Source organism: Gordonia bronchialis DSM 43247 (assembly GCF_000024785.1).
GTDB lineage: Bacteria > Actinomycetota > Actinomycetes > Mycobacteriales > Mycobacteriaceae > Gordonia > Gordonia bronchialis.
This window is the reverse complement of the sequence record NC_013441.1, coordinates 1,184,369-1,204,820: the sequence shown is the minus strand read 5'-3', so window position 1 is coordinate 1,204,820 and position 20,452 is coordinate 1,184,369. Positions and strand designations below refer to the sequence as shown.

Annotated in this window: 13 protein-coding genes; all 13 read right to left on the bottom strand. The window is 65.6% G+C overall.

Annotated elements, in window-relative coordinates; all coding sequences use genetic code 11:
- Positions 1 to 52: 52 nt before the first annotated feature.
- Positions 53 to 4,009 carry a DNA-directed RNA polymerase subunit beta' gene (locus tag GBRO_RS05625; protein ID WP_012833024.1) on the bottom strand — a complete coding sequence of 1,319 codons (3,957 nt, stop codon included), beginning with the start codon at positions 4,007 to 4,009 and terminating at the stop codon, positions 53 to 55.
- A 46-nt stretch (positions 4,010 to 4,055) separates the two neighbouring features.
- The gene (gene rpoB / locus GBRO_RS05620; RefSeq protein WP_041920262.1) at positions 4,056 to 7,544 is read right to left on the bottom strand and encodes a DNA-directed RNA polymerase subunit beta; all 3,489 of its coding nucleotides are present in this window, start codon (positions 7,542 to 7,544) and stop codon (positions 4,056 to 4,058) included.
- A 381-nt stretch (positions 7,545 to 7,925) separates the two neighbouring features.
- Entirely contained in the window at positions 7,926 to 9,038 is a 1,113-nt protein-coding gene (locus GBRO_RS05615; RefSeq protein ID WP_012833022.1) for a hypothetical protein, read from the bottom strand.
- Positions 9,038 to 9,718 carry a hypothetical protein gene (locus GBRO_RS05610; protein ID WP_012833021.1) on the bottom strand — a complete coding sequence of 227 codons (681 nt, stop codon included), beginning with the start codon at positions 9,716 to 9,718 and terminating at the stop codon, positions 9,038 to 9,040. Before GBRO_RS05610 ends, GBRO_RS05615 begins: the two co-directional genes overlap by 1 nt.
- A gap of 70 nt (positions 9,719 to 9,788) precedes the next feature.
- Complete coding sequence (locus GBRO_RS05605) at positions 9,789 to 11,030, bottom strand: MCE family protein (RefSeq protein ID WP_012833020.1); 1,242 nt, start codon at positions 11,028 to 11,030, stop codon at positions 9,789 to 9,791.
- Positions 11,030 to 12,250, bottom strand: a complete 1,221-nt coding sequence (locus tag GBRO_RS05600; RefSeq protein WP_227892925.1) for an MCE family protein — start codon at positions 12,248 to 12,250, stop codon at positions 11,030 to 11,032. The genes GBRO_RS05605 and GBRO_RS05600 overlap by 1 nt, the downstream gene beginning before the upstream one ends.
- A gap of 77 nt (positions 12,251 to 12,327) precedes the next feature.
- On the bottom strand, positions 12,328 to 13,665 hold the full coding sequence (locus GBRO_RS05595) for an MCE family protein (RefSeq protein ID WP_012833018.1): 1,338 nt from the start codon (positions 13,663 to 13,665) through the stop codon (positions 12,328 to 12,330).
- A complete protein-coding gene (locus tag GBRO_RS05590) occupies positions 13,665 to 14,804 on the bottom strand; it encodes an MCE family protein (protein ID WP_012833017.1) in 1,140 nt (379 codons plus the stop codon). Before GBRO_RS05590 ends, GBRO_RS05595 begins: the two co-directional genes overlap by 1 nt.
- A 5-nt stretch (positions 14,805 to 14,809) precedes the next feature.
- Entirely contained in the window at positions 14,810 to 15,913 is a 1,104-nt protein-coding gene (locus GBRO_RS05585; RefSeq protein WP_012833016.1) for an MCE family protein, read from the bottom strand.
- A complete protein-coding gene (locus GBRO_RS05580; protein ID WP_012833015.1) occupies positions 15,910 to 17,241 on the bottom strand; it encodes an MCE family protein in 1,332 nt (443 codons plus the stop codon). The genes GBRO_RS05585 and GBRO_RS05580 overlap by 4 nt, the downstream gene beginning before the upstream one ends.
- Positions 17,242 to 17,245: 4 nt before the next feature.
- The gene (locus tag GBRO_RS05575) at positions 17,246 to 18,121 is read right to left on the bottom strand and encodes an MlaE family ABC transporter permease (protein WP_041919743.1); all 876 of its coding nucleotides are present in this window, start codon (positions 18,119 to 18,121) and stop codon (positions 17,246 to 17,248) included.
- Between the two features lies 1 nt (position 18,122).
- The gene (locus GBRO_RS05570; protein WP_012833013.1) at positions 18,123 to 18,929 is read right to left on the bottom strand and encodes an MlaE family ABC transporter permease; all 807 of its coding nucleotides are present in this window, start codon (positions 18,927 to 18,929) and stop codon (positions 18,123 to 18,125) included.
- Positions 18,930 to 18,931: 2 nt separating this feature from the next.
- Positions 18,932 to 20,197, bottom strand: coding sequence for an ABC transporter ATP-binding protein (locus GBRO_RS05565; RefSeq protein ID WP_012833012.1), 1,266 nt, complete (start codon positions 20,195 to 20,197; stop codon positions 18,932 to 18,934).
- Between the last annotated feature and the right edge of the window lie 255 nt (positions 20,198 to 20,452).

Below are 20,452 nucleotides of genomic sequence, written 5' to 3'. Positions count from 1 at the left end.
GACCCCCGCACCCATGAGGTGCGGGGGTCGATGTCAGTGATGACTCGGGTGCCTACCGGTAGTCGTTGGAGAAACCGTAGTCGTCCAGCGGCACCGCAGCCCCTGCCGGAGCACCGAAGGTGCCGTCCGGGCTGTAGTAGGTGTCGTCGTAGGACGGCACCGCGTACGCCGCGGCACGCGCCTCCTCGGTCGGCTGGACCTGGATGTTGCGGTACCGGTTGATGCCGGTACCGGCCGGGATCAACTTACCGATGATCACGTTCTCCTTCAGACCGATCAGCTTGTCGCTGCGGCTGTTGATGGCCGCGTCGGTCAGGACACGCGTGGTCTCCTGGAACGACGCCGCACTCAGCCACGACTCGGTCGCCAGCGATGCCTTGGTGATACCCATCAGCACCGGACGTCCGGCTGCCGGCTCGCCGCCCTCGGCGACGACCTGACGGTTGGCCGCCTCGAACTCGGCACGCTCGACCAGCGAACCGGGCAGGAACTCCGTCGAACCGTGATCGATGATCGTCACGCGACGCAGCATCTGCCGCACGATGGTCTCGATGTGCTTGTCGTGGATCGACACACCCTGGCTGCGGTAGACCTCCTGGACCTCGTTGACCAGGTGGACCTGCACCTGACGGGGACCCATCACGCGCAGCACCTCGTGCGGGTTGGCCGAGCCCTCCATGAGCTGCTGACCGACCTCCACGTGGTCGCCGTCGGAGAGCAGACGCTCCGAGCCGTCGTCGTGCTTGAAGACACGCAGACGCTGACGCTTGGAGATCTTGTCGATGACCACTTCTTCGGAACCGTCGTCGGGGACGATGGTGATCTTGTAGAAGCGGTCGTCGTCCTCCAGGCGCACCCGGCCGGAGACCTCCGCGATCGGCGCGACACCCTTGGGCACGCGAGCCTCGAAGAGCTCCTGGACACGCGGCAGACCACCGGTGATGTCGTCACCGACGCCACCCTGGTGGAACGTACGCATCGTCAGCTGGGTACCGGGCTCACCGATCGACTGGGCCGCGATGATACCGACGGCCTCGCCGATGTCGACGAGCTTGCCGGTGGCCATCGAACGGCCGTAGCAATGCGCGCACACACCGGTGCCGGTGGCACAGGTGAGCACCGAGCGGACCTTGACCTGGGTGATGCCGGCGGCCAGCAGCGCCTCTATCGCGGGGTCGCCGAGATCGTGACCGCGCTCGACGATGACGTTGCCGTCGGCGTCGAGGGCGTCGGTCGCCAGGGTCCGCGCGTAGGTGGAGGTCTCCACATGCGCATCGCGGATGAGCGTGCCGTCCGGCTGGCGCTCGGCGATGGTCGTGGTGATGCCACGCTCGGTGCCGCAATCCACCTCACGCACGATGACGTCCTGGCTGACGTCCACCAGACGACGGGTCAGGTAACCCGAGTCGGCGGTACGCAGCGCGGTGTCGGCCAGACCCTTGCGGGCGCCGTGCGTGTTGATGAAGTACTCCGCCACGGTCAGGCCCTCGCGGAACGAGGACTTGATGGGACGCGGGATGAACTCACCCTTCGGGTTGGTCACCAGACCCTTCATGCCCGCCAGCGAGCGGATCTGGGTCATGTTGCCCGCCGCACCCGACTTCACGATCATCGGGATCGGGTTGTCATCCGGGTAGTGCGCCTCCATGGCCGCGCCCACCTCTTCGGTGGCCTGCTTCCAGATCTCCACCAGAGCGTCGCGACGCTCGTCCGGGGTGAGGGCACCACGCTGGAACTTGCGCTCCAGGCCGTCGGCCCGCTCCTCGTACTTGTCGAGGATCTCCGCCTTCTGCGGCGGCACCAGCACGTCGGCCATCGAGACGGTCACACCCGAGCGGGTCGCCCAGTAGAAACCGACGTCCTTGAGCTTGTCGACGGTCTGCGCCACCACGATCATCGGGTACCGCTCGGCCAGATCGTTGATGATCACGGCCTGACGCTTCTTCGGCATCTGCTCGTTGACGTACGGGTACTCCACCGGCAGCAGCTCGTTGAAGAGCACGCGACCCAGCGTGGTGTCGGCGTCCCACGGCTGCCCGAAGGACCAGCCTTCCGGGAAGAGCTCGGCCTCGATCTCGGCCGGCGGACGCTGATCGGTCAGCCGCACCTTGATGCGCGACTGCACGGTGAGCGCACCACGATCGACGGCCATGATGGCCTCGGCCGGGCTCGAGTACACACCGCGCTCGACGTCGTCGGCGGTGGCCGGGGTGTACTCGCCGACGGCACCCTCGGTGAGGGTGGTCAGGTAGTACAGGCCGGTCACCATGTCCAGACGCGGCATGGCCAGCGGACGGCCCGACGCCGGCGACAGGATGTTGTTGCTCGACAGCATCAGGATGCGCGCCTCGGCCTGCGCCTCCGCACTCAGCGGGAGGTGCACGGCCATCTGGTCACCGTCGAAGTCGGCGTTGAACGCCTCACACACCAGCGGGTGCAGCTGAATGGCCTTGCCCTCCACCAGCTGCGGTTCGAAGGCCTGGATGCCCAGACGGTGCAGGGTAGGAGCACGGTTCAGCAGCACCGGGTGCTCGGCGATGACCTCTTCGAGGACGTCCCACACGGCCGGACGCTGACGCTCCACCATCCGCTTGGCGGACTTGATGTTCTGCGCCTGGTTGAGATCGACGAGACGCTTCATCACGAACGGCTTGAACAGCTCGAGCGCCATCAGCTTCGGCAGACCGCACTGGTGCAGCTTGAGCTGCGGGCCGACGACGATGACCGAACGGCCCGAGTAGTCGACGCGCTTGCCGAGCAGGTTCTGACGGAAACGACCCTGCTTGCCCTTGAGCAGATCGCTCAGCGACTTCAGCGGGCGGTTACCCGGTCCGGTGACCGGACGGCCGCGACGACCGTTGTCGAACAGGGCATCCACCGACTCCTGCAGCATCCGCTTCTCGTTGTTCACGATGATCTCGGGAGCACCGAGATCGATCAGTCGCTTGAGGCGGTTGTTGCGGTTGATGACGCGGCGGTACAAGTCGTTGAGGTCGGAGGTCGCGAAGCGGCCACCGTCGAGCTGCACCATCGGACGAAGCTCCGGCGGAATCACCGGCACGGCGTCGAGCACCATGCCCAGCGGCGAATTGCCGGACTGCTGGAACGCGGCCACGACCTTGAGTCGCTTGAGCGCACGCAGCTTCTTCTGGCCCTTGCCGTTGCGGATGGTGTCGCGCAGCGAATCGGCCTCGGCATCGATGTCGAAGGTCTCGAGGAGCTTCTTGATGGCCTCGGCACCCATCGACCCGGTGAAGTACTCCCCGTACCGCTCGACGAGCTGGTGATACAGCTTCTCGTCGATGATCAGGTCGCGCGGGGCGAGCTTGGTGAACTTGTCCCACAGCTCGTCGAGCGCGTCCAGCTCACGCTGGGCGGAGTCGCGCATCCGGCGCATCTCGCGCTCGGCGCCGTCCTTGACCTTGCGGCGGACGTCGGCCTTGGCACCCTCGGCCTCGAGCTCGGCGAGATCCTGCTCGAGCTTCTGCTGACGCTCGTTGAGATCGACGTCGCGCTGATCGGCGACGGCCTTCTTCTCGACCTCCATCTCGGCCTCGAGAGTGGAGAGCTCGTTGTGCCGGAGCTCGTCGTCGACCGCGGTGATCACGTAGGCGGCGAAGTAGATGATCTTCTCGAGATCCTTCGGCGCCAGGTCGAGCAGGTAGCCCAACCGGCTCGGCACACCCTTGAAGTACCAGATGTGGGTGACCGGTGCGGCCAGCTCGATGTGACCCATGCGCTCACGGCGCACCTTGGCCTTGGTCACCTCCACGCCGCAGCGTTCGCAGATGATGCCCTTGAAGCGCACGCGCTTGTACTTGCCGCAGTAGCACTCCCAGTCGCGAGTCGGTCCGAAGATCTTCTCGCAGAACAGGCCGTCCTTCTCGGGCTTGAGCGTGCGGTAGTTGATGGTCTCGGGCTTCTTGACCTCACCGTATGACCAGTTGTGGATGTCGTCGGCCGTGGCGAGGCCGATTTTCAGTTCGTCGAAAAAGTTGACGTCGAGCAATTGTTACCTTTCCAGAGCTCTTATTCGTCGGGGTGTCCGGTGAGAATCAGTTGGCGAGATCGTCGACCGTGGCGGATTCGTTGCGCGACAAGTTGATTCCGAGGTTGGCCGCAGCACGCTCCAGGTCTTCGTCGTCGGTGTCGTGCATCTGGATGGCCGCACCGTCAGAGCTGAGCACCTCGACGTTCAAGCACAGCGACTGCAGTTCCTTGAGGAGCACCTTGAACGACTCGGGGATACCCGGTTCCGGGATGTTCTCGCCCTTGACGATCGCCTCGTACACCTTCACGCGGCCGACCACGTCGTCCGACTTGATGGTCAGCAGCTCCTGCAGGGTGTAGGCGGCGCCGTAGGCCTGCATGGCCCAGCACTCCATCTCACCGAAACGCTGACCACCGAACTGCGCCTTACCACCGAGCGGCTGCTGGGTGATCATCGAGTACGGACCGGTGGAACGCGCGTGGATCTTGTCGTCCACCAGGTGGTGAAGCTTGATGATGTACATGTAGCCCACCGACACCGGGTACGGGAACGGCTCGCCGGAACGTCCGTCGAACAGTGTTGCCTTGCCGTCGCCGTTGACCATCACCTCGCCGTCGCGGTTGGGCAGCGTCGAGGACAGCAGTCCGGTCAGCTCCTCCTCACGCGCACCGTCGAACACCGGGGTGGCGGTGTTGGTGTCGGGCTCGGCCGAGTACATGTCCTCGGGCAGCTTCGACGCCCAATCCGGCACACCATTTGCCACGTTGATGTTCCAGCCGGCCTTGGCGACCCAACCGAGGTGGGTCTCCAGGATCTGGCCGATGTTCATACGACGCGGCACACCGTGGGTGTTGAGGATGATGTCGACCGGGGTGCCGTCCGGCAGGAACGGCATGTCCTCGGCGGGCAGGATCTTGCCGATGACGCCCTTGTTGCCGTGGCGGCCGGCGAGCTTGTCGCCGTCCTGGATCTTGCGCTTCTGAGCGACGTACACGCGCACGAGCTCGTTGACGCCGGGCGCGAGATCGTCGTCGTCGTCGCGGCTGAAGACGCGGACGCCGATGACCTTGCCGGTCTCACCGTGCGGGACCTTGAGCGAGGTGTCGCGCACCTCGCGGGCCTTCTCACCGAAGATGGCACGCAGCAGACGCTCTTCCGGGGTCAGCTCGGTCTCGCCCTTCGGGGTGACCTTGCCGACCAGGATGTCGCCGTCGCGGACCTCCGCACCGATGCGCACGATGCCGCGCTCGTCGAGGTCGGCGAGGACCTCGTCGGAGACGTTCGGGATGTCCCGGGTGATCTCCTCGGCACCGAGCTTGGTGTCGCGGGCGTCGATCTCGTGCTCCTCGATGTGGATCGAGGTGAGCACGTCCTCCTCCACGAGCCGCTGGCTCAGGATGATGGCGTCCTCGTAGTTGTGACCGTCCCACGGCATGATCGCCACGAGCAGGTTCTTGCCGAGCGCCATCTCACCGTTCTCGGTGCAGGGGCCGTCGGCGAGGACCTGGCCGGACTCCACCCGCTGACCCTCGTCCACGATGGGACGCTGGTTGGCGCAGGTGCCGTGGTTGGAACGCGCGAACTTGCGCATCCGGTAGGTGTCGCGGGTGCCGTCGTCGGCCATCACGGTGATGTAGTCGGCGGAGACCTCCTCGACCACACCGGTCTTGTCCGAGACCACCACGTCACCGGCGTCGACGGCGGCACGCAGTTCCATGCCGGTACCGACCAGCGGCGACTCGTTGCGCACCAGCGGCACGGCCTGACGCTGCATGTTGGCGCCCATCAGCGCGCGGTTCGCGTCGTCGTGCTCGAGGAACGGGATCATCGCGGTCGCGACCGACACCATCTGGCGCGGGCTGACGTCGAGGTACTCGACCTGTGCCGCGTCGACGAACTCCACCTCGGAGCCCTTCTTGCGGACCAGGACGCGCTCGTCGGTGATGTTGCCGTCGGTGTCATAGGTCGTGTTGGCCTGACCGATGAGGTAACGATCTTCCTCGTCGGCGGTCATGTACTCGATCTGGTCGGTGACCACACCGTCGACAACCTTGCGGTACGGGGTCTCGATGAAGCCGAACGGATTGACCCGCGCGTAGACCGACAGCGAACCGATGAGACCGATGTTCGGTCCCTCCGGGGTCTCGATCGGGCACATGCGGCCGTAGTGGCTGGGGTGCACGTCGCGCACCTCGAGGCCGGCACGCTCACGGCTCAGACCGCCCGGGCCCAGCGCCGACAGGCGACGCTTGTGGGTCAGACCCGACAGCGGGTTGTTCTGGTCCATGAACTGCGACAGCTGGCTGGTGCCGAAGAACTCCTTGATCGCCGCCACGACGGGACGGATGTTGATCAGGGTCTGCGGGGTGATCGCCTCGACGTCCTGGGTGGTCATGCGCTCACGCACGACACGCTCCATACGCGAGAGGCCCACGCGGATCTGGTTCTGGATCAGCTCGCCGACGGTACGCAGGCGACGGTTGCCGAAGTGGTCGATGTCGTCGACCTCCACCGGGACCTCCACGCCGCCGGGGACGGTCATGTAGGTGGTGGTGTGCGGATCGGCCTCGTGCAGACGCACCAGGTACTCGACGGTTGCGACGATGTCCTCGCGGGTCAGCGTGGACTCACCGACCATCGGGTTGTCGGTCAGACCGAGCTTCTTGTTGACCTTGTAGCGGCCGACGCGGGCGAGGTCGTAGCGCTTGTCCTTGAAGAACAGATTCTCCAGCAGGTTCTCCGCGGACTCCTTGGTCGGCGGCTCACCCGGACGCAGCTTGCGGTAGACCTCGAGCAGCGCCTCGTCCTGGTTGGCGGTGTTGTCCTTCTCCAGGGTGGACATCATGATCTCGGAGAAACCGAATCGCTCGGTGATCTCCTCGGTGGTCAGACCCAGCGCCTTGAGCAGCACGGTGACCGGCTGACGGCGCTTGCGGTCGATGCGCACGCCGACGGTGTCGCGCTTGTCGACGTCGAACTCGAGCCACGCGCCACGGCCCGGGATGACCTTGACGGTGTGCAGGGTCTTCTCGGTGGCCTTGTCGATCGCGGCGTCGAAGTAGACGCCCGGGCTGCGCACCAGCTGGCTCACCACGACACGCTCGGTGCCGTTGATGATGAAGCTGCCCTTGTCGGTCATGATCGGGAAGTCGCCCATGAACACGGTCTGCGACTTGATCTCACCGGTGTTGTTGTTGATGAACTCCGCGGTGACGAACAACGGCGCCGCGTAGGTCATGTCCTTGTCCTTGCACTCCTCGACGGAGGCCTTGACCTCGTCGAAGTGCGGATCGGAGAAGGACAGCGACATCGAACCGGAGAAGTCCTCGATCGGGGACAGCTCATGCAGGATGTCTTCGAGGCCTCCGGTCGGATTCTCCTCGCCGCGCGCGATGGCCTTGGCGCGCCATTCCGGGGAACCGACGAGCCATTCGAAGGAATCGAGTTGGAGGTCGAGGAGGTCAGGCACCTCCAGCGGCTCACTGATCTTTGCAAAAGACGCGCGATGCGGCGCGCCTGGGATTGTTGAGGTGGACTGGCGGTTGACTGCCAAGATGCGTCCTTCCAACACGACGTTTCACTACCTAGCTATGTGGTGAGTGGCTTGATGGGCCGTTCGCTGGTGGCACCTGGATCGGCGATCACGCCCAGCACACACAACTCGGCTCGTGGAAGAACCCGTAGTGGCCGGAAGAAGAATCGATAGATGGACAGGAGGCAGCCAGCGCAACGTCCAACTGTAGCAGAAAATAGACGCACTTTGTCAAGCCCGTCTGAGAAGCGATCTTGCGCTGGTGGCTGCCTGCGGTCAATCGCTGGTCACAGCGTGGACCGACATCGCCCCCACGTCAAGCGCTACGCGCAATTTTTACGAAGAAAAGTCGGTTCTCACCTGCACCGAGTGCCGACGACGGTGGTCGGCGGCCCTCGGCCCTCAGGCGGCGGGGTCGATGTCGTCGACCTTGGCGATGAGCCACTGCTCGCCGTGCTTGGTCATCGTCACCTGATAGCGCGGCGACAGACTCTGCGTCATCACACCCATCCGGGTGCCGCTGATCGTCATGTTCACCACCACCGTGGCGCTGGCGCCGTCACCGTTGCCGGTGAGGTCGCGGACCCCGACGGCGTCGACGTGACAGTCGGTGACCGACTGGGTCTCGATCAGCGTCTTACGCTGCCCGGCCAGCACCTTCTCGAAATCCGAGCGGGCCTCACCGGTGAGATTCGCCAGGGCGTTCTTGGACCACTCGTCGAACTTCAGGCCGTTCGCGGCGTTCGTCACGCAGATCTTCGTCGAGGTCTGCGAGAGCAGTTCCGCGGTGGCCGACTCGTCCACGAAGGCGCGGTTGTCGCTCTCGGCGTGGTGGGCGTACCAGGCCAGGAGGAGTGCGACGACGGCGAGCACGACGGTGACCGCGCCCAGCACGGTGACGGTCGACCTGGTGAACCAGCCGCGCGCGGTGACCGATCTGCGGGCGGTCGCCGCCGTCGGGCGCCGGCGGCCGGGACCGGCCTTCTCACGGCTTGGCGACCGCGGTGTGGTCGGGGTGTCACTCGGGCGGATCGTCGAGACCCGCGCCACCGGACGTGACTTGCCGCGGGGGCGCTCGGAGGTTGCGTCGCGATCGGTTGTCGGTTTGGTCAGGCTGACGGTCGTGTCGCTCGAACCGGCAGCGGTCTTGGCTGTGTCCGTCGTGGCTGTGTCTGCCTTGCCGGTGTCTGCCTTGCCGATGTCCGTCTTGCCGGTGTCGATCACGACGGTCTCGGACGCGGCGGTGTCCGTCTCGGCGGCGTCCGTCTCGACTGTGTCTGTCTCGGCTGTGTCCGTCTTGGCTGTGTCGGCCGTGCCGGGGTCGATCGCGGCGGCGTCACCCTCGGTGGTGTCGGCCACCTCTGGCGACGAGGATGTCGCTTCCACGTCCGGCTCGGGCGCCACCTCCGGCGTCGGCACCGACGACGCAGGTTTCCACTGCTCGGTGTTCGGGCGTCGCGTGGTACCGGCGACGCGCGGCCGGTAGCCCGGTTTGCGTTTGGGTGTGCGTGCCATCAGTTACCACCACTCGGAGTCTGCTGCTGACCGCCCGTGTCCTCGAGTGCCATGCCGTCCAGCGGCGCGACGGTCTCGGCCTTCCACACCCCGTCGCCCTGCTTCTTCATACCCAGCAGGAAACCCATCGTCGCCGGCTGGGTCTGCTGACCGCCGCCCTCGCCGATGACGCGGACGTAGACGAGGACCTTGGCGGTCCCGTCGTCGGCGTTGACCTCGCTGGGCGCACTGCGCGAGAGCGTTCCGGTGGTGCGGCGGGCGCGATCGCCCGCACGCTGGAGTGGTTCGACGAGCGCGGTCTTGAACTGGTCCTCGACCTGTTTGAGCGCCTCCCCCGCGAACGATGCCCGCAGGTTGCTCTGCCAGCCATCGAGATCCTGGGGGTCGATGGTGGTGACGTTGATCATCGCCTGCTCCGCGGCCACCACCGCGTCGTCGCGGGCCTCGGCAACCGGACGGTCGACGAACCGTGCCTCATAGGCCCGGTACCCGAAGAAGATCGCGGCGGCCGTGGCGATCACCACCGCGATCACCGCGATGACGCCGACGATGTTGAGGGCGCGCCCGTTGCCCGCACTTGCCGGGGTTTGCGTCGGTGCCGCCGACCGCGCGACGGGCTTGGTCTTCGTGCCGCCGCGGGCCCGGTTGGCACCCTTGGGTGGAGTCTTGTCAGTCGTCATCGGCCGTCACTGTAACGATCGCACCTGAGAACCCGCCAATCCGCATTGATACGGACGACGAGGCGCGACGCTACTTCGCGTGTACTCCCATCAGCGCTGCCAGCTGGGTCGCCAGCGGGTTCAGATTGAGCTTGTCCGGATCCTTCTTCGGGGTGGAATCCCACGGCTGCGGGTATGCCGGATTGGCGTACGGCGCCCGGGCCGCACCGCGCACACCCGTCGGATTACCAAGCGGCACAGTACATTTTGCATCCGTGTTGAACGGGAACTCGTCGTAGCGGATGTCGAAGGTAGGGTCTTGGCGCTTCATCCGGTCGATCATCGCCTGGGTCGACTCGTAGCCGCGTGTACAGGCCGCGGGATTGTTGGTCTCGAGCACCACGCCGAAGTGGATCTGCCCGTCGCCGGGAGCCGGGGTGTGGCTGCCCGCCGACAGCGCCGACAGCATCGCGAACGTCGTCGACGTCGCATAGCCCGCCGGCTGGACGGTGCGTGCGACCTCACCGAGATCCTTCACCACCTTGGACAGGTCCCCGCCGTTGCGCTGGATCAGGTTGGAGATCTGCGTCGCCGAGAGCGTGCCGGTGGTCAGCAACCGGCGCAGGTCCGGATCGGAGGACTGCAGGGTCGCGGTGATCAGGTTGATGCTGCGCGACCACGCCAGGATCTCGTCGGACTGCTCGGCCTGCGTCTGCAGGACCACGTTCGAGTTGTCGATCAGATCCACGGTGGCGCCGATGTTGTCCACCCCGGCCCGGGACAGTTTGCCCAGCGAGTCGACCAGCCGGGTCAGGTTCTCGCCCTGCCCGTTGAAGGCCTTGCCGAGTTCGGTGATCACGGTGTGCAGGTCGTCGACGGGGATCGACGAGGTGAAGTCGATCGCCGAGGCAACCACATCCTGCAGCGGCGGCGGCAACTGTGACTTGGTGATCCGCGAGCCGTCCGCGAGGTACGGCGCACCCGTCGACGTGGGCTGCAGATCGACGAACTGCTCACCGATCGCCGACCGGGAGGCCACCACCGCAACCGCCGACGCCGGGATGTCGGGGCCACCGGAGTTGAGTTCCAGCGTGACGTCGACACCCTTCTGGGTCAGCTTGAGCTGCCCCACCCGGCCGACCGGGACACCGAGATAGGTCACCTCGGCGTTGGTGAAGATGCCACCGGAATCGGGCAGTTCGGCGACCACCTTGTACATACCGACACCGGCGAGCTTGTCCAGCCGCGCGTACTTGGCCCCGACGTAGACGATCGCAACCAGACCGACGATCACGAACACGATCAGCTGGATCTTCGCGAGCTTACTGAGCATCAGCGCACCCCCAGCATCGACAGCGGACCGTCCAGGAAGTTCTGGCCGGGTTGCGCCGGCTTCGGGAACGACGCCGGGTAACGGCCACCGGACGGCGGCGTGTTGGGTCCGGGCCGGGAGTTCGGGGCCGGCGGCAGCAGTGTGATCGTCGGCCAGCCGTAGCGCGGACCGTTGCCCTTGTAATACGGGTTGTTCGGATTCACCGGCACGTTGACCCGCTCCGGCGGCGAGTATTTGGGTGTCCCCTGGCCCACACCGAGTGCCTCGAGCTGATTGAGCAGCCGCAGGTCCAGCGTCATGAACAGGTTGGTCGAGTCACCGTGCACGCCCGGCAGCAACCAGTCCGGGTACGGATGGGTCAGCATCAGTGGTGCCGCGGTGATCAGGTCCGGGGCGGCCTTGGCCAGCTGGGTGAGCACCGGCCGCAGCGCCTTGAGGTCGTTGATGAGCGACTTACGCGACTTGCCCAGCACGTCGGTGCCGACCTGACCGAGCTGGTCGAGTTTGGTCAGCAGGTCCACGAACTGCGGGCGCTGCTCCTCGAGGACCGCCACGCCTTCCGGAAGCTGGGCCAGGATGCGTTCGATCTGATCGGTCTGGCCGGCCGCCCGCGTGGACAGCGTCGCCAGGCCGTCGATCGCGCGGACGATGTCGTCGCGCTGGCGGTTGAGCCCGACGATGAGCGTGTTCGCCTGCTCCAACAGGCCACGGACCTGGTTGGTGCGGCCGTCGAGTGCCTTGTTCAATTCGGAGACGATCGGCTGCAACTGGTTGAGACCACCGCCGTTGAGCAGCATCGCGAGCGCGCCGAGCACCTGCTCGATGTCAGTTGCGGTGCGGGTCCGGGTCAGCGGGATCGGGGCGTCCTGGCTCTGGCGGGGGGCCGAACGATCGGCGGCCGGATCGTCGAGGGCGATGAACTTCTCACCGAGCAGCGAGGTCTGCTGCACGCTGGCCGTCGCCTTGTTCGACAGGTTCACCTCGTTCTTGACCTCGACGGTGACCTGCGCGAACCATTCGTCGCCGGGGACCTCCACCTTGGTGACGCGGCCCACCGGGATGCCGTTCTGTTTCACCATCGACTGCGGGACCAGGTCGAGGATGTTGTCGAACTGGATCCGGTAGGTACGCGCGTTGTCGCCGGTGTCGACGCCACCGGGCAGCGGGATCGACTGGATGCCGTTGCTGCCACAGCCGGCGATGACGACCACCATCGCCATCAGCACGCCGACCGCGCCGGCACGGCGCAGCGAACTGGCACGGCGTGCAGAAGCGAAGCGCCACGGGATGAACCGCATCAGTTGCCTCCCCGGGGAGTGGTCGACGCGGGGGTCCGCGGGGTCGTCGACGCCGGACGCGAGGACGGACGCGTCGAGGCGGGCGGCGACTGCAGATTCGGATCCGGATTCCCGGGACGGGTACCCGGAACCGGGTAGCGCTGCAGCTTGTTGTTGCTCATGATGCCGAACGGCAGTACCGGCAACAGCGGCTCGAGCACACCCTTCTGGATCTGCTTGCCGATGTTCTCGCACTGGCTGATGAACGGCCGCAACGTGTTGCTGAACTGGACGAACGCCGGGTTGCCGGGCAGCAGCTGACCGAGATCGAGCAGGCGGCACTGGGCACCGATGAGGTCCTGCAGATCCGGGACCGTCAACCGCATGGCGAGCGTGCCGGACTCCGCGTCGTAGGCGTTGATCAGGTTGTTGAGCGTGATCGGCAGAACTGTCAGGACCTCTTTGAGGGAGGTCTTGGTGTCCAGCAGCGCCTGCGTCGTCGGCTGCAGGTCCTTGAGCGTCTCACCGATCTGCTCGCGGTTGTCGGCGAGGAAGGTCGCCACGTCGCCGAGCGCGATCGACAGCTTGTTCAGCGACGCGGCGAGCTGATTGCGCTCGCCGGCCAGGAACTGGTTGAACGAGGCCATCTGCGTGTTGAACTGCCGGACCTGCGCGTCGTTCTCCCGCAACGCTGAAACGAACACGTTGAGATTCTTGATGGTGTCGACGAGGTTGCCGCGCGAATCGCTCAGCGTGGTCGCCGCACCCGACAGGTTCTTGATGGCGTCGCCGAGCTTCTGGCCGTTGCCCTGCAGGTTGGCCGCACCGGTCGCGATGACGTCGCTGACCGCCCCCTCCTTGTTGGCACCCTGGGGTCCGAGAGCCTTCGACAGGTCTTCGACGCTGCGATAGATCTGATCGACCTCCACCGGGACCAGCGTCTTGTCGAGCCCGAGCGTGATGTCGCGGGACGCCTTGGGGCCGCCCGAATAGGCCGGCGCCAGCTGCACGTACCGGTCGGCGACCACCGACGGGATGATCTGCACGGCACGCACATCGGCGGGCAGTTCGACGCCGCGGTCGACGGTCATGGTCACCTTCACCGTCTCTCCCTGCGGCTCCACGGAGTCGACCTTGCCGACGGCCACGCCGAGGACGCGTACGTCGGAGCCCTCATAGATGCCGACGGTGCGGTGGAAGGTGGCGGTGATCTTGGTGGTCCCCATCGAGGAGAACACCCACCACAGCGCACCCGCGAGGATCAGTGCCAGGATCAGCCCGATGACAAGGACCACGATGTGACGCGGCGTGAACCAGCGTCCCGGGCCCGAGGTCTGGGTGAGATCGGGTGCCGTCATCAGCCCGCCCCCGTTCCGCCGTTGTTCTGGAGCGCCTGCTTGTTGGGCGGGCGTGTGGTGTTCTGCTGCGGCAGCGCCGGCGGCAGGAGGTTGGTCACCACGGTCTCGAACCAGCGGCCGTTACCGAGCACGTTGGCGTAGAGCCGATAGAACGGCGCCATGTAGGTGATGGTCTGCCGCAGGTTGTCGTTCTGTCGCTTGAGCAGATCGTTGACGCCCTTGAGTGCGTCGAGTGCGGGCCCGATCTGCTGCTCGTTGTCGCGGACGATGCCGGTCAGCGAAGCGCCGAGACTGGTCGTGCTGGCCAGCAGCGCGGAGATGCTGCGCTGGCGGTTGTTCAGCTCGTCGAGCAGCTGACCCGCACCGGCGATGAGCCGCACGAAGGTCTCGTTGCGGTCGGCGAGGATCTGTGAGGTGTCCTTGGTGGCCAGCAGGAGCTTCTGGACCTCCTGGTCGCGGCTGGCGATGGTCTGCGACAGCCGGGCGATGCCGTTGAGCGCCGGGCCCATGTCGCCCGCGGTCCCGGAGAACGCATCGGAGAGCACCCGCAGTGACGTCGCCACCTGCGTGGTGTCGATACCCGGATTGCCACCGTTGGGATCGCCGGTCAGCTGCTTGGCAGCATCGGAGAACGCCTCGACGACGTCGTAGGGCGCCACCGTGTCGGTGAACGGCTCGTCGGGGTCGGCGGGCTCACTGCCGCGCGGCGTCAGCGAGAGGAACTTCTGGCCCAGGATCGTCTTGATCTGGATCGACGCCTGCGTCTGGTTGCCGAGCCAGGTGTTGGTGACCCGGAAGGAAACATCGACGCGGTCGCCGTTGAGCTTCACCCCGTCGACCTCGCCGACCTTCACGCCGGCCACCCGCACCTCGTTGCCCGGTTTGAGGCCTGCGGCCTCGGTGAACTTCGCGGTGTAGCGCGCCCCGGCGCCGACCAGCGGCAGCGATTGCAGATAGAACGACGACACGGCGAGCATGACGACGACCAGAAGGCCGATCGCGCCGATGCTGACCGGGCTGCGCCGACCGCCGAAGCGGCGATGCGGATGTGTGTTCTCCGGCGGGGCGTCGTTCTGGGAGCTATCGCCCTGCGCGGTGTTGTCCTGCGCGGTGTTGTCCTGCGGATCATTGTCGGCCATCGGTGTCACCCCCCTGGCTGTTCGTTCGCCCAGCAGCGGGTCGCCGCGCTGGTGTATAGCACATGATTGATGTCCGGCAACGGGATCAGCGGTTTGGTCAGCAGCGTCGACTTACCGTTGCCCGCGACGACGTCGATGCCGCACAGATAGAACTGGAACCACGATCCGAAGGTCGCCGCGCGGCCGATCTTCTGCAGCTTGACCGGCAGGTTCTTCAGGATCTCCTCGACATCGTCGTCGCGGGCGTTGATCTGGTCGGCCAGCGACTTCAGTCCGGCGATGTCACCCTGGATCGACGGCCGGGTCGCACCGAGGATGTTGGCGGTCACCGAGGTCAGGTTGGACACCGAGGTGATCGCCGAGCCCACCGAACCACGTTGCGCGGCAAGGCCGGTCACCAGTTTCTCGGTGTTGTCGAGCAGGCTGGTGAATTGGTCGTCGTGGCGGTTGACGGTGTCGAGCACCCGCGTCAGGTTGGTGATGAGCTCACCGATGACGGCGTCTTTGTCGGCCAGCGCATTGGTGAGGTCGGCGGTGCTGGCGACCAGCGAACTGATCGAGTCCTCCTGGCGGTCGAACACCTTGATGATGTTCTCCGACAGCTTGTTCACGTCGTCGGCCGACAGCTGCTGGAACAGCGGACGGAACCCGTTGAACAGCTCGGTCAGGTTCACCGGCGGGTGCGTAGAACGATCGTCGACGCCCTCGCCGAAGGTGTGTCCCTTCGACACCGTCTGGTTCGGGTCGCCCGCACCCCGCTCCAGTCCCAGATACCGCAGGCCGGTCAGGTTGCGGTAGCGGATGTAGAGCTGGGTGCCGGCCGGCAGGCGGTCGCGGTTGACGTTGAACTTCACCAGCGCCTTGGAGACCTCGTTGTCGCCCTCGTGCACGCGGACCACGTCCACGCTCTCCACCTGGCCGACGCGCACACCCGCGATGCGCACGTCGTCGCCCGGGTTGAGCAGCGTCGCGTCGGTGAACAGGGCCTCGTAGCCGGCGTCGCCGTCACCGCCGGCATTGGCGATGGTCAGCGCGAGGAGACTGGTCGCCACCACCGTCACCACGGCGAAGACGATCAGCTTGATCAGCGGTGCCACAATCGATTTCATTTGATGTCGACCTGCGCTCCCTGCAGCGTCGCGCCACCGATCATGGTGACCCAGCTCGGGACGTCCTTGGGATCGACGCCGCTGGTGGCGCCGTAGATCACCTTGAGCTGATTGACGTAGTCGGGGTCGTCGTACGGGTTGGAGCGAACCGTGCCCGCCGGCATGCCGCTGAACTGGGGCTGCGGCAGCGTCTTGACGGTGCGCGGACCGGCGTTGCGCGACGGCGGCTGGTAGCTGCCGTCAGCCAGGCCGCCGCCGGGGTACTGCGGGAACGGTCGGCCGTCACGCGCCGGCTCGTAACACACCGCCGGTGGGTCGCGGTCCAGCAGCCGCGGCTCGTCCTGGTTGGGCAGGTACCGTCCACGCGGGTTGACGAACTGCAGGTTCACCCGCACGCCCGGATTCTTGGTGCCCTGCCCGACGATGCGCCTCGACTCCGGGATCAGCCCCGCGAAGTTGCGGAAGGTGCACACGAAGGTCGGCGACTGCTTGGCCAGGCCCACCAGGAACGGTTCGGAATCGACGAACAGGTCGATGAGGTCGGTGCGGTTCTGCCGCAGCCAGCCGGTGGTGTCGGTCGCCGCAACCCCCAGGGTCGAGATCAGCGTCCGCAGATCACCTTGACGTTCGACGATGGTGTTGCTCGTCGTGCGCAGGTTGTCGAGGGCGTCGATCACGTCCGGCAGTGCCTCCGAGTAGGTCTGGGAGAAACTCGCGAGCCCGCGCAGGGTGCCCTGCAGCTCGGGCATGTGCTCATTGATGCGGGCGAAGATGGTGTTGAGCTCGTCGAGGGTGGTGCCGATCTGCTCCCCACGTCCCGACAACGCCGACGACAGCGACGTCAGCGTGACGTTGAGGTCCTGCGGCGGGATCGCCTCGAGGACCGGCAGCAGCTTGTCGAACAGCTCCTGGACCTCGCGGGCATTGCCGCTGGTGTCGGTGGCGATCGACGCACCGTTGGTCAGCGTCGGGCCGCCGGTGGTCTCGGGGACCTGCAGCGCCACATACCGTTCACCGAAGAGCGTCTTCGGGAGGATGCGAGCGGTGGTCGAGGCGGGGAGCTCGTCGGCCATCGACGGGGTGAGCCCGAGGATCACGTCGACGCTTCCGTCGGGCGCGGGTTCGACGCGACGCACCTCGCCGACCACCACGCCGCGCGCTTTCACGTCGGCGTTGGAGGGCAGCGCATTGCCCGTCGAATCCGTCTTGAGCGTCACCTCGGTGTAGTCGGTGAAGGAATTGTTGAACTTCATGATCGTCACCGTGAAGAACAGCGCGACGATGATGAAGAACACGAGACCGAGCAGCCGCCGGCGTAATACAGTCACCCGGCTAACCCCCTACTCGCACGGTCGTGGTGGTACCCCAGATCGCCAGACCCAGGAAGAAATCGAGGATCGCGATCAGGACGAGCGCCGCTCGTACCGCGTGTCCCACGGCCACGCCGACACCGGCCGGGCCGCCGCTGGCGTAGTAGCCGTAATAGCAGTGGACCAGGATGATCACGAACGCGAAGACCAGAACCTTACCGAAGGACCACAACACGTCGGCCGGTGGTAGGAACAGGTTGAAGTAGTGGTCGTAGGACCCGCCGGACTGCCCGTTGAACACGGTGGTGATCACCCGCGATGCCAGGTAGGCCGAGAGCAAACCGAGCACGTAGAGCGGGATGACCGCGACGAAACCGGCGATCACGCGGGTGCTGACCAGGAACGGGATCGACGGCACGGCCATGGTCTCCAGCGCGTCGATCTCCTCGGAGATGCGCATGGCACCGAGCTGGGCGGTGAAGCCGCAGCCCACCGTCGCCGAGAGCGCCAGACCTGCCACCAGCGGGGCGACCTCACGGGTGTTGACGTAGGCCGAGAGGAAGCCGGTCAGGGCCTGCGAGCCGATCTGGTCGAGGGCCGCGTATCCCTGCAGCCCGACGACGACGCCGGTGAATCCCGACATCAGCACCATCACGCCGATGGTGCCGCCGATCACCGCGAGACCACCCGATCCGAACGCGACTTCGGCGAGCAGGCGCAACACCTCGCGGGTGTAATGCACCAGGGTCTTGGGCATCCAGGCGAGCGTGCGCCCGTAGAAGGACATCTGTTCGCCGGCACCGTCGAGCACCTTCAGCGGCTTCGACAGCTGCTTACGCGCCTCGTACATGTAGTACTCGGGGCGGCTCTTGGCGATCGTCACCCCACCGTTGGCCATGTCAGCTCCCCTTCGGCGGGACGATCTGCAGGTAGACCGCAGTGATGATCAGGTTGGCCAGGAACAGCAGCAGGAACGTGATGACGACGCTCTGGTTGACCGCGTCACCCACGCCCTTCGGTCCGCCCTTGGGATGCAGTCCCTTGTAGGCGGCGACGACGCCGGCGAGCACACCGAAGATCGCCGCCTTGAGGGTCGAGACGTACAGATCGGGCAGTTGTGCCAGTGCACCGAAGGAGGCCAGATAGGCACCGGGCGTGCCACCCTGCACGACGACGTTGAAGAAGTAGCCACCACCGATACCGATGACCGCGACCAGACCGTTGAGCAGCATCGCCACCAGAACCATCGCCAGCACGCGCGGGACGACGAGACGCTGGATCGGGTTGATGCCGAGCACCTCCATCGCGTCGATCTCCTCGCGGATGGTGCGCGACCCGAGATCGGCGGCGACCGCCGACCCGGCCGCGCCGGCGATGAGCAGCGAGGTCACCAGCGGTGATCCCTGCTGGATCACCACCAGCACGCTGGCCGCACCGGTGTAGGACTCGGCGCCGAGCTGCTTGATCAGCGAACCCGTCTGTAGCGAGACGATCGCGCCGAAGGGGATCGCGATCAGCGCCGTCGGCAGGATCGTCACACTGGCGATGAACCACGCCTGCTGGATGAACTCCCGCCACTGGAACGGGCGCACAAAGGTCTGGCGTGCAACATCGACGAAGAGCTGGACGATATTGCCGGTCTGCTCAAGAGCCCCCGTACCGGCTTTTGCGATCCTGTCGACGCCACGCGTGGTGGCACTACTCATTCCTAGGTGGCCCGCCCTTCGTGACCCGGAACGTCACCACGATCGGTGTTGATGGAGGTGGTCGGAGAGTTGTCTGGCTTGACCCACTGCTGAGTGGGTGCGTCGCTGCCCTGGTAGTCCCCGCCCTGATACTGATTGCCCTGGTAGTTGATCACGTCGGTCTTCTGGTCGGCGACGGCGACGCCACCGCCCTGCTGTACCTGGGTCCACTCACCCGCGGCGTGCTGGCCACCGGGCTGCTGCCCGGTGTCCTGCTCGTGCGCGCGGGTCTCCTCGCGCATGCGATCCTCTTCGTCCATGGACTCGCGGATGGCGCGCTGGGCGTTCTCCGGCAGCGTCGGCAGCAGTTCCAGAACTCGTTCGCGGTGCCGGCCGATCGCCTTGCGTTCGGGCATCCCCGGGTTGGGCTGCACCTGAGGGATGATCTCGGAGAAATCGTCCTTGGTACCGCCACCACCGATACCGGCGGCCTGCATGGCCTCTTCCTGCTTCTGGACGGCCTCATCCTTCTCCTCGGACATACCGATCGGACCGAACCGATCACCGGAGAGGAACTGCTTGACCACCGGCTGATCCGAGGTGAGCAACTGCTCCCGCGGACCGAACATCACCAACTCCTTACGGAACAACATGCCGATGTTGTCCGGAATCGTGCGCGCAATGTTGATGTTGTGCGTCACGATCAGAATCGTCGCATCGATCTGCGCATTGATGTCGATCAACAACTGACTGATGTAGGCCGTACGCACCGGATCCAGACCCGAGTCCGGCTCATCACACAGAATGATCTGCGGATCGAGCACCAACGCCCGCGCCAACCCGGCACGCTTACGCATACCACCAGAGATCTCACCAGGCAGCTTGTCCTCGGCACCGGCCAGACCGACCAGATCGACCTTCTCCATCACGATGTCGCGGACCTCGTTCTCCTTCTTCTTCGTGTGCTCACGAAGCGGGAACGCGATGTTGTCATACAAACTCATCGACCCGAACAGGGCACCGTCCTGGAACAGCACACCGAACAACTTGCGGATCTCGTAGAGCTCCTTGGCCGAACACTTGGTGATATCGGTGCCATCGATGATCACCGAACCCTGCTCCGGATGCAGCAAACCGATCAGCGTCTTCAGAAACACCGACTTACCCGTACCGGACGGCCCCAGCAGAGCCGACACCTCCCCCGACGGCAGGGTCAACGTGACATCACGCCAGATGTTCTGCGAACCAAAAGACTTCGTCAGATTCGCGACACTGACCTCAACACCCACTACATCCTCCAGACGATCGCTGCCCCCTGCGGCGGCCCCATGATGCGGCCACACACGAACCGGTGACATTTGTGGTTGGGGTCACTCTAGCCGACACACAGCACCGTCACCTCCACCGGAAGAGTTTTCTCATCGTTGGTTCGCCGAGAAAGCTACCAGCCGGTAACCCTGTATGCCGCATGAGGGTAGCCCAAGAGCAGCCCGTGAGGGAAGTCCCGGCAACTCCGATGCTGTGACCGCCGACGCATCACTGCT

Excerpts from the sequence above, each read along its gene's own strand:
- GBRO_RS05615 (WP_012833022.1), bottom strand. The coding sequence starts at position 9,038 with ATGGCACGCACACCCAAACGCAAACCGGGCTACCGGCCGCGCGTCGCC.
- GBRO_RS05595 (WP_012833018.1), bottom strand. The coding sequence starts at position 13,665 with ATGACGGCACCCGATCTCACCCAGACCTCGGGCCCGGGACGCTGGTTC.
- GBRO_RS05585 (WP_012833016.1), bottom strand. The coding sequence starts at position 15,913 with ATGAAATCGATTGTGGCACCGCTGATCAAGCTGATCGTCTTCGCCGTG.
- GBRO_RS05570 (WP_012833013.1), bottom strand. The coding sequence starts at position 18,929 with ATGAGTAGTGCCACCACGCGTGGCGTCGACAGGATCGCAAAAGCCGGT.
- GBRO_RS05605 (WP_012833020.1), bottom strand. The coding sequence starts at position 11,030 with ATGCTCAGTAAGCTCGCGAAGATCCAGCTGATCGTGTTCGTGATCGTC.
- GBRO_RS05600 (WP_227892925.1), bottom strand. The coding sequence starts at position 12,250 with ATGGCGATGGTGGTCGTCATCGCCGGCTGTGGCAGCAACGGCATCCAG.
- GBRO_RS05575 (WP_041919743.1), bottom strand. The coding sequence starts at position 18,121 with ATGGCCAACGGTGGGGTGACGATCGCCAAGAGCCGCCCCGAGTACTAC.
- GBRO_RS05610 (WP_012833021.1), bottom strand. The coding sequence starts at position 9,718 with ATGACGACTGACAAGACTCCACCCAAGGGTGCCAACCGGGCCCGCGGC.
- GBRO_RS05590 (WP_012833017.1), bottom strand. The coding sequence starts at position 14,804 with ATGGCCGACAATGATCCGCAGGACAACACCGCGCAGGACAACACCGCG.